12 protein-coding genes are annotated in these 16,220 nt (G+C 59.6%); 10 read left to right on the forward strand and 2 right to left on the reverse strand.

Annotated features, from left to right (window positions below; all coding sequences use genetic code 11):
* Window positions 1–68 precede the first annotated feature (68 nt).
* The 10 genes from GY33_RS0108315 (at window position 69) to GY33_RS0108360 (ending at window position 11,260) form a co-directional block, all read left to right on the forward strand.
* Window positions 69–896, forward strand: coding sequence for an amino acid ABC transporter permease (locus tag GY33_RS0108315; RefSeq protein ID WP_031386889.1), 828 nt, complete (start codon window positions 69–71; stop codon window positions 894–896).
* Window positions 883–1,623, forward strand: a complete 741-nt coding sequence (locus GY33_RS0108320; RefSeq protein WP_031386890.1) for an amino acid ABC transporter ATP-binding protein — start codon at window positions 883–885, stop codon at window positions 1,621–1,623. The genes GY33_RS0108315 and GY33_RS0108320 overlap by 14 nt, the downstream gene beginning before the upstream one ends.
* Before the next feature lie 15 nt (window positions 1,624–1,638).
* Window positions 1,639–2,166, forward strand: coding sequence for an HIT family protein (locus GY33_RS0108325; RefSeq protein ID WP_051822423.1), 528 nt, complete (start codon window positions 1,639–1,641; stop codon window positions 2,164–2,166).
* Window positions 2,154–2,564, forward strand: coding sequence for a LapA family protein (locus tag GY33_RS19095; protein WP_035271603.1), 411 nt, complete (start codon window positions 2,154–2,156; stop codon window positions 2,562–2,564). The genes GY33_RS0108325 and GY33_RS19095 overlap by 13 nt, the downstream gene beginning before the upstream one ends.
* 266 nt (window positions 2,565–2,830) lie before the next feature.
* Window positions 2,831–3,952, forward strand: coding sequence for a tetratricopeptide repeat protein (locus GY33_RS0108335; RefSeq protein WP_035271606.1), 1,122 nt, complete (start codon window positions 2,831–2,833; stop codon window positions 3,950–3,952).
* Entirely contained in the window at window positions 3,945–6,701 is a 2,757-nt protein-coding gene (gene mutS, locus GY33_RS0108340; RefSeq protein ID WP_031386894.1) for a DNA mismatch repair protein MutS, read from the forward strand. Before GY33_RS0108335 ends, mutS begins: the two co-directional genes overlap by 8 nt.
* 15 nt (window positions 6,702–6,716) lie before the next feature.
* Entirely contained in the window at window positions 6,717–7,970 is a 1,254-nt protein-coding gene (gene lysA / locus GY33_RS0108345; protein WP_031386895.1) for a diaminopimelate decarboxylase, read from the forward strand.
* A complete protein-coding gene (locus GY33_RS0108350) occupies window positions 7,955–9,127 on the forward strand; it encodes an ATP-binding protein (RefSeq protein WP_084184971.1) in 1,173 nt (390 codons plus the stop codon). Before lysA ends, GY33_RS0108350 begins: the two co-directional genes overlap by 16 nt.
* A 60-nt stretch (window positions 9,128–9,187) precedes the next feature.
* A complete protein-coding gene (locus GY33_RS0108355) occupies window positions 9,188–10,138 on the forward strand; it encodes a YbgA family protein (protein ID WP_031386897.1) in 951 nt (316 codons plus the stop codon).
* Window positions 10,139–10,168: 30 nt separating this feature from the next.
* Window positions 10,169–11,260 carry an AI-2E family transporter gene (locus GY33_RS0108360; RefSeq protein ID WP_031386898.1) on the forward strand — a complete coding sequence of 364 codons (1,092 nt, stop codon included), beginning with the start codon at window positions 10,169–10,171 and terminating at the stop codon, window positions 11,258–11,260.
* A gap of 25 nt (window positions 11,261–11,285) precedes the next feature.
* On the opposite strand, the gene GY33_RS0108365 is transcribed toward GY33_RS0108360, so the two are convergent.
* Together GY33_RS0108365 and GY33_RS0108370 are read right to left on the reverse strand one after the other, a co-directional pair.
* On the reverse strand, window positions 11,286–12,086 hold the full coding sequence (locus tag GY33_RS0108365; RefSeq protein ID WP_031386899.1) for an ElyC/SanA/YdcF family protein: 801 nt from the start codon (window positions 12,084–12,086) through the stop codon (window positions 11,286–11,288).
* Window positions 12,087–12,141: 55 nt separating this feature from the next.
* Window positions 12,142–16,185, reverse strand: a complete 4,044-nt coding sequence (locus GY33_RS0108370) for a DEAD/DEAH box helicase (protein WP_200874851.1) — start codon at window positions 16,183–16,185, stop codon at window positions 12,142–12,144.
* Window positions 16,186–16,220 lie beyond the last annotated feature (35 nt).

Genomic DNA, 16,220 nt, shown 5'->3' on the forward strand with positions numbered 1-16,220 from the left:
AGCTGACCGCATCCGGCATGAAGGGGCTTCAGCCTTTTCGAATCCTCAATCGACGCCAAAGGTAAACGATGGCCGAAAAAAAAGTCGTCATTGACGTGGGAGACGGAGCGGCCCTGCCTCGCAAGCAGGACCAGGGACTCTTCAACGCCTGGTGGATTGCCCTGATCGGTGCTCTGGGCATCATTGCCTACCTGTGCATCTCTCGACCTGATCCATATTGGCGTGTGCTCAAATTTCTCCCGGACGGGATCGTGGTCACCTTTCAGGTTACCATCCTGTCCATTCTCCTGGCTTTGGTTCTGGGCTTGTTCACAGGTCTGGGCCGGATTTCCAAGAACAGGGTCATCAACCTGATCGCTTCCACCTATGTTGAAGTGGTACGCGGCATCCCACTGTTGGTCCAACTCTTCTACATCTATTTCGCTCTGGGTCAGGTCTTTGCCAACCTTCCGGACTCCAACGCCCTGTTCATCTTCCTCAAGAACATGCCCCCCCTGGTGGCCGCGGTGATCGCCATGGGCATCTGCTACGGGGCTTACATGGGCGAAGTCTTCCGGGCCGGAATCCAGTCCATCGACCACGGCCAGACTGAAGCGGCCCGCTCCCTGGGCTTCAACCGCGCCCAGACCATGTTCTACGTCATTCTGCCCCAGGCTTGGCGGACCATTTTACCGCCCGTTGGCAACGAATTCATCGCCCTGCTCAAGGACAGCTCCCTGGTCTCCATCCTGGCGGTGTCGGATATCCTGCGCCGCGGCCGTGAATTCGCCAGCGTGACGTTCAATTACTTCGAAACGTACACCATGGTCGCCCTGGTTTATCTGGTGATCACCCTGCTCCTGTCCAAAATCGTGAGCACCATGGAAGAAAGGTTGAATTATTATGAGCGCCGCTGAAAAAATCATCAGCATCCGGAATGCTTCCAAATTCTTTGGCGACCTCAAGGCCCTGAGCGACGTGTCTCTGGATATCCATTCCGGGGAGAAAGTGGTGATCATCGGGCCCAGCGGATCCGGAAAAAGTACTCTCCTGCGGGCCATCAATCGTTTGGAAACCATTGACCGGGGCACCATCACCGTAGGCGGCAAGGACGTCAACGACCCGAGCAACGACATCAACGTTCTGCGCATGGAAATGGGCATGGTCTTTCAGAGCTTCAACCTCTTTCCGCATAAGACGGTGCTGGAAAACCTGACCATGGCCCCCATCAAGCTGAAGAACGTTCCCCGCGCCCAGGCCGAAGAACGGGCCATGGCCCTGTTGAAAAAGGTGGGCATCGACGAGAAGTCCGCGGTCTATCCGGTCAAGCTCTCCGGCGGCCAGAAGCAACGGGTGGCCATTGCCCGGGCCCTGGCCATGAACCCCAAGATTATGCTCTTTGACGAGCCAACCTCCGCCCTGGACCCGGAAATGATCGGAGAGGTGCTGGACGTCATGGTCACCCTGGCCAAGGAAGGCATGACCATGGCCGTGGTCACCCATGAGATGGGATTTGCCCGTGAGGTGGCGGACCGGATTGTATTCATGGACCAGGGAGAAATCGTGGAAATCGGCACGCCGGACCACTTTTTCGAACGCCCCGAGCATCCCCGATTAAAGAAATTTTTGAGCCAGATTTTGTAACCCCTGCCCCCCCCAATGGACACCCTTTTCGCCCCCTGGAGAATGGAGTATGTTCTTGGTCCCAAGGCGGACAACTGCATTTTTTGTCTTCCGGAGTCCACCGAGCGAGATCACGACCAACTGGTTCTAGTTCGCGGAAGGCTTTGCTTTGTGGTCATGAACAGGTATCCCTACACCAACGGCCACCTGATGGTGGCTCCCTACCGCCATGTTCCGGACTTGACGGATCTGGACAAAGCGGAGGCCGATGAAATGACGGCTTTGCTGCAACGCTCCGTCCGGGTTCTCCGGGAGGCGCTTGGGCCGGACGGTTTCAATATTGGCTTGAATTTGGGAAATGTCGCCGGTGCCGGCATTCAGGACCATCTGCACATGCACATCGTCCCGCGCTGGCACGGAGACACCTCATTTATGACGGTTTGCGGCCAGACCCGCGTCGTTTCCGAGCACCTCTCGGCGACGCACGCGAAATTGGCTCCACTGTTTCTTCCTTCTCCCTCACCCTCTAACCCCGCACAAGGAGAGGCTGTATGCGCTACTTGAAGGTCTTGCTGCTGACGCTGTTTTTCTTCGTTTCCATGGTGTTCTTCATCCAGAACAACGAAATGCTTTCCAACGAACTCGTTCTCAAGTTGGAACTGTTCGACCTGAGCTTCGTTTCCCGCGAATTGCCTTTCTACCTGATCGTCCTGGTGAGCTTCGTGGTCGGCTCGGTTTTCAGCATGAGTTACTTCCTGGCGGAAAAAATCCGGCTTGCCCATGAGTTGAAGTCCTCCAAGGCCAAGCTGGCAGCCCTGGAGCAGGAAGTGACCTCCCTGCGCAACCTGCCATTGGAAGAGGAAGTCTATCCTTCCAGCGCATCCAAGACCGAAAACACGTCCTATTCTGACGAGTCGACGCAGCCCTATTCCGAGAAGAAACGCGAAGAAAGCGCGGCATAGCTCATTGTTCCCCGTCGCGCCTCTTCTTGGCGCGTTGGCGATCGCCATCGAGTTCACGAAAGCGAGTCCCGGCATATCGGGAGTCGCACGTGAACTCGGTGGTGTTTCCTTTTTCGGGACAAACCGTAATCATTCCCGGCATTGTTCTTATGCTATTGTTATGCATTGACACGACATGGCGCTCTTGTTTGAATGTCGAATATCTGCCTGAAACACGCTCACCCGAGCACCATCCATTTCACCATTTTAACCATTGAGCTGAAGTGATGCGGGATTGGATAAAAACGGTTTTTTCCTCCAGGTCCCAGGGCCTGGATCATTTTCCCAATGAAACCCACATGGACGGGCTGTTGCCTCCCTCCGAGGACACCTTCGCGGCCATCAACGAGTTGAGCCGGGTGGTCAAGAACAATCCGGACGCCGTGGAAATCTATCTGGCTTTGGGCAATTTGTATCGCTCCCAGGGGGAGATCGAGCGGGCCGTACATATCCGCCAGAACCTGATCCTGCGCCCCGGTCTGCATCAGGAATTCAAAGCCCGGGCATATTATGAGCTGGGCCGGGACTACAAGCGCGGCGGGTTCGTGGACCGGGCCTTCGACGCCTTGCGCCAGGCCCGTAAGATCGCCGGCAACAATCCGGCCATCACCCTGGAGCTGGCCAAACTCAGCGCCGAATCCGAGGAATACGTCCAAGCGGCCAAGTATTACCAGGAGTTGGGCAACTCCATCGCCGAAGCCCATTACCTGGTTCGGCAGGCCCAGAAAGAATGTCGGGACGACCCCAAGCGCTCCCAGGCCGGAAAATGGCTGGACCGGGCCCTGAAGGTTTATTCGGGATGCATGGAGGCTTGGTTGGAAAAACTGCAACGTGCCTGGGGCGGGCAGGAGAAAACCAAGCCGGCCAAGATCCTGGAACTCGCAATGGCCCTGGTTCCGGAACAGATGCGATTCATGTTGCTCGAAGGACTTCTGAGCACCGCAAGTACCAACAACCGTTCCGGTAACTCCTCTCCTTCCACCCCGGACCTGGACGCCGCTCTGGCCGTGCTTTCCGGCTACCCCCAGGATATGCTCCTCCAGTATTACGGAGGCCTGTTGCTGCTGAATCAAGGCCATGTACAGGATGCCCTGGCTTGGTTCGAGCGCTGTCTGATCCTGGAGCCGAATTTCTGGCTGGCTCGCCTGGAAATTTTGAACCTGGCCAAAGAGCGCCACGACCTGCCCCAGACTCTGGACGTACAATTGGAATTCTTCATTTCACGGGCTCGTGAAGTCAAACGCTTTTCCTGCCGTCAGTGCGGTCTTAAGCGGGAATCAATCTTTTTCATCTGTCCCCGCTGCGGTTCCTGGCATTCCATCACCTTTCGCCGCAATTTGAATGAGTGATTCAACCCCGCCAAAATTGACGCCCATGCTGGAGCAGTATCTGGGCATCAAGGCCGCTCATCCGGACGCGTTGCTTTTTTTCCGCATGGGCGACTTCTACGAACTGTTTTTCGAAGACGCCGAAACCGCGGCCCGTGAGCTGCAGATCACCCTGACCAGCCGCAACCCCAACGCCGAAAATCCCGTACCCATGTGCGGGGTGCCCTATCACGCCTGCGAATCCTATCTGACCCAGCTCCTGGACAAGGGCATCAAGGTGGCCATCTGCGACCAGGTCGAGGACCCTCGCGAGGCCAAGGGGTTGGTCAAGCGAGCCGTGACACGGGTTCTGACGCCGGGTACCCTGGTGGAGGATGCCGGACTGGAGGCCAAGGAACACCATTTTCTGGCCGCTCTGTTCTGGGACGCTCAGGCGGATTTCGGCGGACTGGCCTGGGTGGACGTGTCCACCGGGGAATGCCGGGGCATCCGGATACGCGGCCAGATGCCGCTCTGGTCCTGGGTAAACAAACTTCAGCCCCGGGAACTTCTGCTGCCCGAGCATCTCCGCCCTCCGGTCCAGGCCGGGGACGTCGCCGCCCGGATCACCCCGCTGCCCGTGCGCGGGTTCTTCGAGTTCGGACAGGCCAGGGAACGGATCCTGCGCACCCAGGGCGTGGCCGATCCGCACGTCCTGGATCTGGAGAACAAGCCCCAACTCATCCAGGCCTTCGGGGCCCTACTGGCCTACCTGAAGCAGACCCAGAAGCGCGACCCGAACCACCTCCAGTCGATCCAAGTCATCCAGCCCGGCGATTTTCTGCTTCTGGACGAAGTCACCCTGCGCAACCTGGAAATTTTTCGCCGCCTGGACGGCGGACGCGGCCCGGGCACCCTACGCCACGTCCTGGACCAGACCCTGACGCCCATGGGCGGCCGCCTGCTGGAGTCCCGACTGCATTACCCCTGGAAGGACCCGGAGCCGATCCTCCAAAACCAGGCCGTGGTCGCCGCGCTACTGGAAAACGATGCATCCCGGTCCGAGCTTGCCCAACGGTTGTCCACCACCACGGACCTGGAACGAATCTCCACCCGGATTTCCATGAACCGGACCTCACCTCGGGATTTCGCGGCTCTGCGTCAAGGCGTGGCCCGTTTGCCCGGACTCCGGGAGACCCTCGGAAACCTGCTTCAAACCTACGGCGAGCAATATAATGATACGTCGGAGAACGGTACTCCCGCTTCCCCGGCTTCTGACGACAACTCGCCGCCCATCCTGCTCCAGGAGCATCTGCGTTCCTGGGATGATCTGAACGACCTGACCGACCTGCTCCAGCGGGCCCTGGTAGACACCCCTCCCTTGCTGATCACGGACGGCGGCATTTTCCGCTCTGGATACGACCAGGATTTGGACGCGCTACTGGACTTGGTGGAGCACGGGCAGGATACCTTGCGGGAGATGTTGGCCCGGGAACAGGAGTTGACCGGCCAGCCGAAGCTGAAGATGGGCTATAACCGGGTGTTCGGGTATTATTTCGAGCTGCCCAGATCCCAGACCAGGGAACTGCCCGAGCGATTCCAGCGGCGGCAGTCCCTGGTCTCCAGCGAACGCTTCGTCACCGAAGAGCTCAAGGAACTGGAAGATCGCCTGCTAGGAGCCTCGGATCGGCGCAAGATTCTGGAGCACAAACTGTTTCAGGAACTGCGTGACAAGGTAGACCAATTCCGTTCACGGGTGATGCGCATGGCCGAGACCGTGGCCCGCCTGGACGTCTGGCTGGCCTTGGCCGAGGCGGCCAGGAAGTGGTCCTGGTCCCGCCCCGACATTGCCACGGATCTGAACATTTCCATCATCAGCGGACGCCATCCAGGCATCGAGGCCTGCCAGGGCAGCGCGGACTACATCCCCAACGACGTGCACCTGGACGACCAGCGCCGGGTACTGATCATCACCGGCCCGAACATGGGCGGCAAGTCCACGGTGCTGCGCCAGACCGCGTTGATCTGCATCCTGGCCCAGATCGGCTCCTTCGTCCCGGCGGCTCAGGCGACCATCGGCCTCACGGACCGGATATTCACCCGGGTAGGGGCTTCGGACAACTTGAGTCTTGGGCAAAGCACCTTTATGGTGGAGATGATCGAGACGGCGCGCATCCTGCGCCAAGCCACCCAGCGCAGTCTGGTCATCCTGGATGAAATCGGCCGGGGAACCAGCACCTACGACGGCCTGGCCCTGGCCTGGGCCGTGGTGGAGGAACTCTCCGGCCAGGGGATGAAACAATCCAGAGGTTCGGTGCGGACCCTGTTCGCTACCCATTATCATGAGCTGACCTCCCTGGAAGGCCGGCTACCCGGGGTGCGCAACTACAACATCGCGGTCAAGGAGTGGAAAGGCGATATCATTTTTCTACGCCGACTTGTCCCCGGTCCTTCTGACCGCAGCTACGGCATCGAAGTGGCCAAACTGGCAGGCCTGCCGCGCGGAGTCGTGGCCCGTGCCAAGGAAATCCTGGAGGACCTGGACGCCGCGAAACACCCACGAACAGGGCTCCCATCGTCCAGGCCTAAGCGACGAAACTCCACCCGCGAGCCTCTGCCCGGCCTGGGAATCCCCCCCGCCGACCGTGACAACCGGGAGGAGACCGAAGTACTGAACCACTTACGCCAATTGAACCCGTCGCACCTCAGCCCCATGCAGGCCTTGACCTTGCTCCAGCAATGGAAGGAACGCTTGGAAGGCGGAGAGCGGACAAGACAGGAACCCAACTGAAGGAGACTCAAACCCATGCATCACTTCACATATCGCGATGGCGAGCTGTACGCCGAAGACGTGGCGGTCCGGGATCTGGCCGCCGAGTACGGCACTCCGCTGTACGTTTATTCCACGGCTACCTTTAGGCGTCATTTCCAAGCCTTTGATTCGGCCTTCGCCGACCTGCCTCATATGACGTGCTATTCGGTCAAGGCCAATTCCAACCTGTGCGTACTGCGTCTGCTCAGCGAACTGGGCGCGGGCATGGACATCGTTTCCGGAGGCGAACTGTTCCGGGCTCTTGCCGCCGGGGTTCCGGCACGCAAGATTGTATATTCCGGAGTGGGTAAACGAGCCGAGGAAATCCGGGAAGCCCTGCTGGCCGACATCCTGATGTTCAACGTGGAATCCATGGACGAACTGCGACGGATCAACGATATTGCCCTGGAACTGGACAAGGTTGCCCGGATCAGCCTGCGCATCAATCCGGATGTGGACCCCAAGACCCATCCCTACATTTCCACGGGAATGAAAAACAACAAGTTCGGTCTGGACATCAAACAGTCACTGGAAGGCTACGAACTGGCCCTCAAGCTTCCAGGCATCGAGCCCGTGGGCATCGACTGCCACATCGGCTCCCAGCTCACCTCCATCGACCCGTTCCTGGAAGCCCTGCACCGGATCAAGGACTTCAATCAAAAACTCAAAACAATGGGCGTGGATGTTCGCTTTCTGGATCTGGGCGGCGGCCTGGGCATCACCTATGATCAGGAAGAGCCGCCGCACCCCAAGGATTTCGGCCAGATCCTGGTCCGGGAACTTCAGGACATGGACGTCACCCTGATTCTCGAACCGGGTCGGGTCATCGCCGGGAACACGGGCATTCTGGTCACGGAAGTCGTGTACACCAAATCCACGGAAACCAAGCACTTCGTAATCGTGGACGCCGCCATGAACGACTTGGTCCGCCCGTCCCTGTACCAGTCCCATCACACCATTGCCGAGGTCAGGCCCCAAGGTCGGTCGACACGGAACGTGGACGTGGTCGGGCCCATCTGCGAATCAGGTGATTTTCTGGCCCGGGATCGAGATCTGCCCGAAGTACGTTCTGGTGAGCTGCTGGCGATCTTTTCCGCCGGGGCTTACGGTTTCACCATGTCTTCTCAGTATAATTCCCGCCCCCGTGCCGCTGAAATCCTGGTGGACGGCTCCCAGGTCATGTTGGCCCGCAAACGCGAAACCTACAACGACTTGGTTGCCCTGGAGCGTCAATGCCTCAAGGAATGAACGTCCTCTTTGAGCGAATGCCGTCCATACCGACCCCCATGGACCGGTTGCGCGGCTTTCAAAGCCAACTTGGTATCCATCAAGAGGACTTCGCTCGGATGGATCATCTTTCGGACACGTTTTTGCCGGAAAAAGAACGGTTCGCCCAGCGGGTCTTCGACCATTTTCACGGCATCCCGGCAACTCGTATCGTCCTGGATCACGGCCCATCCCAAGAACGGATGCTGCGGATCTGGTCCCATTGGTACGAATCCTTTTTCCAGAACCGCGACCAAGACGCTTTTCTAATCGCCCAATGGCGCAGCGGCCTGAACCATGTGGCCGCGGGCATCGATCATCGCTACATCAGCCTGGCCTACGCCATGGCCCGCAAATTTATTCATGAAACGGCCTTTGCCAAGCTGGATCCGGAACCCTGCTCAACAGCCATCGATCTGATGGACCGCCTCCTGGATCTCTGCCTGCTGGTGGAGACGGACGCCTTCATTACCTCCCTGACCAAGTGCGATTTGGAGATCATTCGCGGCATAGCCCATCAGGTCCGCAACCCTTTGATGGTCATTGGCGGCAATGTCCTGCGCTTGCGCAAACAGCTTCCCGCGGACGACCCCAGACACGAAGTCTACGAGACCATGCTCCTGGAAGCCAACCGGCTGGAACGGATGGTTCGCAATGTGACCACCTACAACGAAGTCTTCCAACGCGAGCCCCGACCCAACTCCTGCGATCTGGACTCCGCGATCAAGGCCTCCCTGAAGGAACTGCAACCTAGGGAAGGGATTACCGTGGAGATCCGGCTGGACCCGCGCCATCCCAACGTGCTGGCGGACCCGGAAGACTTGCGGGTCATCCTGTACCACTTGATCCAAAACAGCCTGGAAAACGCGGTGGACGCCTCCGCCCCCATGGTCCGGATCGCATCCGCCCAAAGCGAAACAAACGGCGACTTTCTGGATATCCACATCTTCAACAACGGCCCGACCCCGGATCCGGACAGCCTGGAGAGCCTGTTCACGCCATTTTACTCCACCAAGGCCCTGGGCACGGGCTTCGGCCTGCCCATCGCCAGACTGGCCGTGCGCAAGAACCACGGCCACCTAACCTTGCGGTCCCTGCCGGAGGAAGGCACGACCTGCCTAGTCACGTTGTCGACGTGACTTCAGCCCTTTTTTGAAACTTCGGCAATGATTCCCTTCAACTCCCCTGAGGAGGACGACATGGAAAAACCGCTGCGCTTGGGCATCAGCTCATGTTTATTGGGCAACAACGTCCGTTATGACGGCGGGCACAAGCTGGACCGTTTCTTGCGGGACACCCTGGGCAAGTACGTGGAGTTCGTGCCGGTCTGCCCGGAGGTGGAGTGTGGGATGTCCGTGCCCCGGGAGGCCATGCGGTTGGTGGGAGACATCGAGGCCCCCCGGCTGCGGACCATTCGGTCCGGCGAGGATCTGACGGACCAGATGCTGGCCTGGGCCGCGGAGAAGAACGAATGGCTGGCCGGACAGGATTTGTGCGGCTTCATCTTCAAGAGCAAGTCCCCATCCAGCGGCCTGCAAGGCGTGAAGGTCTACTCCGAGCAAGGCATGCCCCAACAAAAAGGAGTGGGCATTTTCGCCAAGACGTTCATCACTCGCTTCCCCGACATCCCGGTGGAGGACGACGGACGTTTGAACGACCCGGGCCTGCGGGAAAACTTCATCGAACGGATTTTCACGGCTCGGCGCTGGCAGGACGTGGTCGCGGCCAAGCCGGCCCTGGGGCCGCTGGTTGCCTTTCAGGCGCACCACAAGTATCTTGTTTTAGCCCACAGCCCGAAGCATTACACGGCCTTGGGCCGCCTGGTGGCCCAGGCCTCGGAAATGGATCGGGACCATGTCTTCGCCGAGTATGGACGCCTGCTGTCCGAGGCCCTGCGGATACGCACCACCAAGGCCAAATTGTTCAACGTGCTGGAAAAAAGCATGGGCCATTTCAAAAAGCAGATTACGGCCTGGGAAAAACAGGAACTGCTGGATGTCTTCCGACGCTTCAAGGAAGGCCAAATTCCGCTGATCGTACCGGTGACATTGCTCAACCACTACATCCGCAAGTATGATGAGCCGTATCTCAAAACACAGTTCTTCTTCAATCCGCATCCCTTGGAACTCAAACTGCGCAACCACGCCTGATCCTCTCCCACGTTCTCCCATGCCCACGTCATGCGCCTGATACGAGACTGGTTTCAACGACATTTCAGCGACCCCCAGGTTGTGATCCTGGTGGGCATGCTGATCGTCGTGTTTGCCGGAATCTACTTCCTGGGACGGATGGTGGTGCCGTTTCTGACCGGGTTGGTCATGGCCTATCTGCTGGAAGGATTGGTGAGGTTTCTGACCAGTTGGCGCGTTCCTCGACTCCTGGCCGTGCTGATCGTTTTTTTCGGATTCATGACCGGGTCGTTCTTCGCCTTGTTTTGGCTGCTGCCCATGTTGACCAAGCAGATCGCCCAACTGGTTCAACAGATTCCCGGCCTGATCACCCACACCCAAGCCCTGCTGCTCCAGCTCCCGGAGCGCTATCCCAAATTCATCACCGACGAACAGGTGGTCCAGTTCACCACGGCGCTGCGCAACGAACTGTTCACCTTCGGCCAAAAACTGCTGACCTTTTCCGTGGCCTCGGTCACCGGGTTGATCACCATCATCGTGTACTTGATCATCGTGCCCATGCTGATCTTCTTTTTCCTCAAGGACAAAGAGAAAATCGTGAGCTGGCTGCGGGCCTTCCTGCCCAAGGAGCGCACCCTGGCCTCACAGGTCTGGCAGGAAGTGGACAACCAGATCGGCAACTACATCCGGGGAAAATTCTGGGAAATCCTGATAGTCTGGGGCGCGACCTACGCCACCTTCCTCTGGCTCGGTCTGCAGTACGCCATGCTGCTCGGGCTGGTGGTGGGCCTTTCCGTGCTGATTCCCTATATCGGGGCCGCCGTGGTCACCTTGCCCGTGGCCATTGTGGCCTACGCCCAATGGGGGTTCGGCGACGAACTGCTGTACGTGCTCATCGCCTACGCCGTGATCCAGGCCATTGACGGCAACATCCTCGCGCCCCTGCTCTTTTCCGAAGTGGTGGACATCCACCCCGTGGCCATCATCCTGGCTATCCTGGTATTCGGCGGGCTCTGGGGGTTCTGGGGCATCTTCTTCGCAATTCCTTTGGCCACGGTGGTCCAGGCCGTACTCCGTGCCTGGCCCAGGTCCATCCCCCCGCCTCCGGAATCGACCGATCCCGGCCTCCCGCGGGGAGAGTAAAGAATTCCACTTTCCTAACTTCCCGCTACTGCTTTCCCTCCGCGATGCGGCGCAACCGGGGAGCCTCCCGAACCTCGGTCCAAATCAGCCCGAGATATTCGTAAACGGCCCGTTCGCTCCGACGCAGCGCGACGGCGGATGGGAAATAGTCACCAGGATGGCGCTCCCTCTCCAAGGATTGCTTGACCAGAAAATCCGTTGGAGCCGGAACCGGGGCCAATCCGGCGGCCTTGGCCAAAGCCACGGACCTGGGCATGTGCGAGGCCGAGGTCACCAATAAAAAAGGCTCGTCCGCCGCGATCACCTCCCGCAAAGCCAGCATCTCTTCCGCCGTATCCCTGGGCTGGTCCAACAGCACTTTCGGCTCCAACTCCCCCAGCTCTCCAGCCGCTGCAGCCATGACCCAGGCATGGGAAAAGGCATCGAAAATCGCTCCTCCCGTAAAAATCAAAACACTCTCCGGAAGCTGTCGATGCAGCCGGATTCCTTCGATGAGTCGGGCCAGCGAAGCGTCGGACAGTTGCATGGTCGCGGTCAGTCGGGGATCAGAGCGATGCCCTCCGCCCAGCACGACGACAAACCTGACGTCCGCCAAGTCCCAAGCACTCGTCACGGGTTCATAGCGAAGCTCCAACGGAGTCAGAAGGCGATCCGCCACCGGGGACGACGCAAAGCCCATCGCCATCATTGTCCCCAGGAGCAGCAATACCCCAGCCAATTTCCGGCTCTTCCCGAACCACGACAGCACCAGCCCGGCAACCAGCAGCAGTCCGGCTACGCTCAGGGGCATGCAGAGCAGGCCGATAATTTTTTTCAGTAGGAACATCGTCGCCCCATATCTCGCTTGTCATCTCTTCGTTGACCAGAAAAAGACATGGTGCTCACTCCGCCCCCCGGATCAGATCCAGCATCTCCTCCACGGACAGTTTGATTCCGCTGTCCGTACCCTCCAGCAGACTTGTGGCCAGATCGCGTTTGTGGCGGTGCAGGTCGAGGATTTTCTCTTCAATGGTTCCTTTGGTCACCAGACGGTAGATGGTCACCGGGCGCTGCTGACCGATGCGGTGGGCGCGGTCCGAGGCCTGGTCCTCCACGGCCGGGTTCCACCAGGGGTCCAGGTGGATCACGTAGTCCGCGGCTGTCAGGTTCAGGCCGAAACCTCCGGCCTTGAGGCTGATCAAGAACAGATCGCCTTCTCCGGCCTGAAACGCGGTCACCGCCTGCTGACGCTTCTTGATGGGCGTGGAGCCGTCCAGGTACTGGTAGCGGACCTTGCGCTGATCCAGGTAGTCGCGCACCAGGTGCAGATGGTCCACGAACTGGCTGAAGACCAGGGCCTGATGCTTGTTTTCCAGCAAATCCTCCAGGATTTCGCCGAACGCCTGCAGCTTGGCGCTGCCCGGCCCGGACTTTGGCCCGGCGCCGGGCATGACCAGTTCCGGATGGCAGCAGGCCCGGCGCAAGCGCATGATCTCAGCCAGGATTTTGATCCGTTGTTGTCCGGGTTGATCGTCATCGGGCTCGGCCATCTTTTCCAGGGCTCTGCGCCGCAGGGCGTCATAGACGGCCGCCTCCTCCGGGCTGAGTTCCACGGAAAGCACCACTTCGGTCCGAGAGGGCAGCTCGGCCAGGACTTCGCTTTTCAGGCGGCGGAGAATGAACGGACGAATCAGGCTCTTGAGTCGCCGTTTGGCTTCGGCGTCCCGGTTCTGCTCAATGGGTACGGCGAAGTTCCGGTTAAAGCGTTCCAGGGAGCCCAGCAGGCCGGGGTTGATGAAATTGAACAGGTTCCAGAGTTCGCCCAGGTTGTTTTCAATAGGCGTGCCCGTGGTGATCACCTTGAAGTCCGCCGGTAAAGTCATGGCCGCTCGGGAACGCTTGGCGACCACGTTCTTGATGGCCTGGGCCTCGTCCGCGACGAGCGTGGTCCATCGGATCTTGGCCAGCAGTTCGGATTCCGTTTGCAGCAGGCCGTAGCTGCAAACGATCAGATCAAAAGGCCCGGCCTGCTCCACCATCCGTTCCCGTTCGCCGGGCCCGAACCGCACCGGCCGCAGGCTCGGGGCGAACCGGGCCACCTCCTCCATCCAGTTGATGCAGACAGAAGTCGGAGCCAAGACCAGCGTCGGCCCTTGCTTGGCCCGGGTCAAAATCAAGGCCAGGGCCTGGACGGTCTTGCCCAGCCCCATGTCGTCGGCCAGACAGGCCCCGGCCCCCCAATGAGCCAGACGGACCAGCCACTGAAATCCTTCCACCTGATATTCACGCAGTTCAGCCCGCAGAGTTGACGGAACCTCTGGCCGCAGTTCCGCGGCCTCCCGGACACGACGCAGCAAATCCTTCCATGCTTTCGGCGAGGTGACCCGCATTCCGTCCAGCACTTCATCCAAAACCGGCGCGGCCAGGGGATGCACCTTGCCGCCGTCGCCGTAGGCGCGCAGAGCGTCCAGGCGCTTGCGCAAGTCACGGGTCAGGCACAAAAAATCTCCCTCCTCCAGGCGGACGAAACGGCCCGGGCTGTTCTCCAGCAGGGACAACAGCCGGGACATTTCCATCACCGTACCGTCGTCCAGATCCAGCCCGCCATTCATGGCGAACCAGTCCTGCTTTCGGGACAGCCCGATCTTGAACCGATTCAAGCCGCTCTCAGCGGCGATACGCACCTGTTTTCCCTCCGGCCACTCCAGGACGACGGCGTCCCCCATCTCCTGAAGGCTGAGCAGAGTTTCCAGGGCGCTTTCCGGATCTTCCAGCCGCCAGGACCAGTTCGCGTCCGTGTCCAGACCCAGGGGTGGGCAGTGCTCCAGCAGGGCCTGCACCGCCTCCCGCTCGGTCTTGTCGTCCCTGGTAGCGCAGACCTGACGACCTTCCACTTCGGTGAACAAAGTCTTGCCGCCCTCTCCGGGCCGGACCAGCAAGGGGCCATCAGGAACGGGCCGAAAAAACAGGTCGATCAACAGCCCATCGCCAACCGGGCGCAGACGCAGTACCGGACGGGAATCCGCCGGGACGCTTTCAGCCTGGCCCAGACCGCTGATGGTGGAATGCACGGTGAGCAGCGGAGCGACTTCCGCGATGCTCTCCAGAACCTGCTCCTTGGCCGCCGCCGGCGCCTTCACGCCTTTTTCTCCGAGAATCGTGGCTATCTTGGCGTGTTGACCGTCAAAGCGGACCACCCGAAGCCGATGTCGACCTTCCCGATGAATCGCCACCGTGCCGTTTTCCGGCAACGGCGGTTCGACGCGCACCCGCAGCCCGTCTTGTTCGTCCAAAACCTGCAAGGACGGCTCGGCCTGGACCATCTCCACCGGTCGTTCCGGATCATCCTCAAGAAAAATCAGCGGATGCCCCACCGCGGCCAGGAGGGCCTGGTCACCGACCAGGGAGTATTCGGTCTTGTTGTAGTATCCGTAGTAGGTGGAATAGGTGTCCTCGGAAATGGCCAGGCACAGACGGCGGTCATGCTCGGTGAGATAGGAATAGCTCTCCGGGGAGTGGCGCAGCTTCTTCAGGGCCACAGGACGGCCGGCGGTCCACGTCCCATTGGCCTTGAGCTTCTGTTCCCGCGGCTCCAGCCCGAACTGTTTTCCGGCTTGATACAAACGCCATGTCAGACGTTGTTCCCCCACCACCGCCCCCCTGGCCCCGCCGCCGGACGTGGAGGCGGAGCCCAGATTCTTCAGGGCTTCCAGGGCCAACTCCCATTCTTCCTTGGGCTTGAACAGAAACGTCAATGTTTTCCAGGAAACCACTCCCTCCGAGCCTGGAAAGACGGACAGCAACTTCCCGCTCTTGGTCGCTTCCAGAATCCGTCGCGTCTCTTCGGCATACCACCGGTACCCGACATGCTCGGCATGCACCCCCAGTTCGGCCAACTGCCCCAGAACCGCCGGTTTCGGCTTTTCCCCGGTCCAGAGTTGCGCAAGACAGCCAAAGAGCAACGTATGCGTCCCCGCGGGAGACGAACTGAACAGGGACTGCTTGAACTGCTCCGGTTTCTGCTCCCCAAGCAGGACCGAGGCGAATTTCGCCAGCAGAAAGAAAACGAACCGATATACATCCTTGTGCGTTTCCTTCTCAATGAGCGAGGCCTGATGCCTGACCAGCCGCAGATCCTCAGGCCGTCCTCGTCGCAGCAGGGCCAGGTTTTGAAACACCCCCGGCATGCCGGGGATGCGGACATTGCGTTTCCTGGTGCCCTTCTTCACGGCGACCAATGCGTCATCGAACACCTTGCCTGCCTCATCATACTCCCCAAGAAGAAACAGAAGCCATCCGAAAAGGGCCAGGCCCGCGGCGCTTTGATCGTCTCGCAGCAGTTCCCGGGCCTGGTCCGTCTCTCCTCGGGCCAGGTACTGGGCGGCCAGAACATGGCGCGGTCCGGCGTGCTTCCCGGCCATGGCCGGAAACCAGCGTCGGGCCAACTCCCAGACGTCACGGGTGTCGATCAGAAAGGCCTGGCCGTTGCTCAAGTAGGTTCCAACGGCCTGAAACTTGATCACATCCGGCAAACGCTCCAGCCATTCCATATTCAACGGAACAAGGCACATCCCGACAAGATCGTCGATCCTGTTCGACTGTGCCAATGACCAGGGATCCTGAGCGGCCCCGATCAGTTTCAGTACCTCCTTTTCGTCCCGGACAAACAAGGCGTTGCGCAGCCCGATCCATTCCCTGGATACGTCCATGTCGTAGACGGTATAGCTCGGTGTCCGGACGACTCGTTCCACGGCCCTCAGAACCTCGGAATAGCGCCCTTCCATATCCAGCACCCGCAAAGGCTCCAGGCGCAGTTCCATCTTCAATTGAAGGCGTCCCTGTTTGACGGACAAGAGCTTGAGCCGGGCCATTTTTTCCCGCCATTCCTTGCCCACCATCCCGGCAAGCGTTCGCCCGCGGGCATCCTTCCAATCCAGCTTTTGCAAGATACTTTTCAAATCAGTTTGAGTCACATGCCGCG

Source organism: Desulfonatronum thiodismutans, from assembly GCF_000717475.1.
Classification (GTDB): domain Bacteria; phylum Desulfobacterota; class Desulfovibrionia; order Desulfovibrionales; family Desulfonatronaceae; genus Desulfonatronum; species Desulfonatronum thiodismutans.

Bases quoted from the DNA above. Each gene is read 5' to 3' on its own strand.
- GY33_RS0108315 (WP_031386889.1), top strand. From the start codon at position 69: ATGGCCGAAAAAAAAGTCGTCATTGACGTGGGAGACGGAGCGGCCCTG.
- GY33_RS0108320 (WP_031386890.1), top strand. From the start codon at position 883: ATGAGCGCCGCTGAAAAAATCATCAGCATCCGGAATGCTTCCAAATTC.
- GY33_RS0108325 (WP_051822423.1), top strand. From the start codon at position 1,639: ATGGACACCCTTTTCGCCCCCTGGAGAATGGAGTATGTTCTTGGTCCC.
- GY33_RS19095 (WP_035271603.1), top strand. From the start codon at position 2,154: ATGCGCTACTTGAAGGTCTTGCTGCTGACGCTGTTTTTCTTCGTTTCC.
- GY33_RS0108335 (WP_035271606.1), top strand. From the start codon at position 2,831: ATGCGGGATTGGATAAAAACGGTTTTTTCCTCCAGGTCCCAGGGCCTG.
- mutS (WP_031386894.1), top strand. From the start codon at position 3,945: ATGAGTGATTCAACCCCGCCAAAATTGACGCCCATGCTGGAGCAGTAT.
- lysA (WP_031386895.1), top strand. From the start codon at position 6,717: ATGCATCACTTCACATATCGCGATGGCGAGCTGTACGCCGAAGACGTG.
- GY33_RS0108350 (WP_084184971.1), top strand. From the start codon at position 7,955: ATGCCTCAAGGAATGAACGTCCTCTTTGAGCGAATGCCGTCCATACCG.
- GY33_RS0108355 (WP_031386897.1), top strand. From the start codon at position 9,188: ATGGAAAAACCGCTGCGCTTGGGCATCAGCTCATGTTTATTGGGCAAC.
- GY33_RS0108360 (WP_031386898.1), top strand. From the start codon at position 10,169: ATGCGCCTGATACGAGACTGGTTTCAACGACATTTCAGCGACCCCCAG.
- GY33_RS0108365 (WP_031386899.1), bottom strand. From the start codon at position 12,086: ATGTTCCTACTGAAAAAAATTATCGGCCTGCTCTGCATGCCCCTGAGC.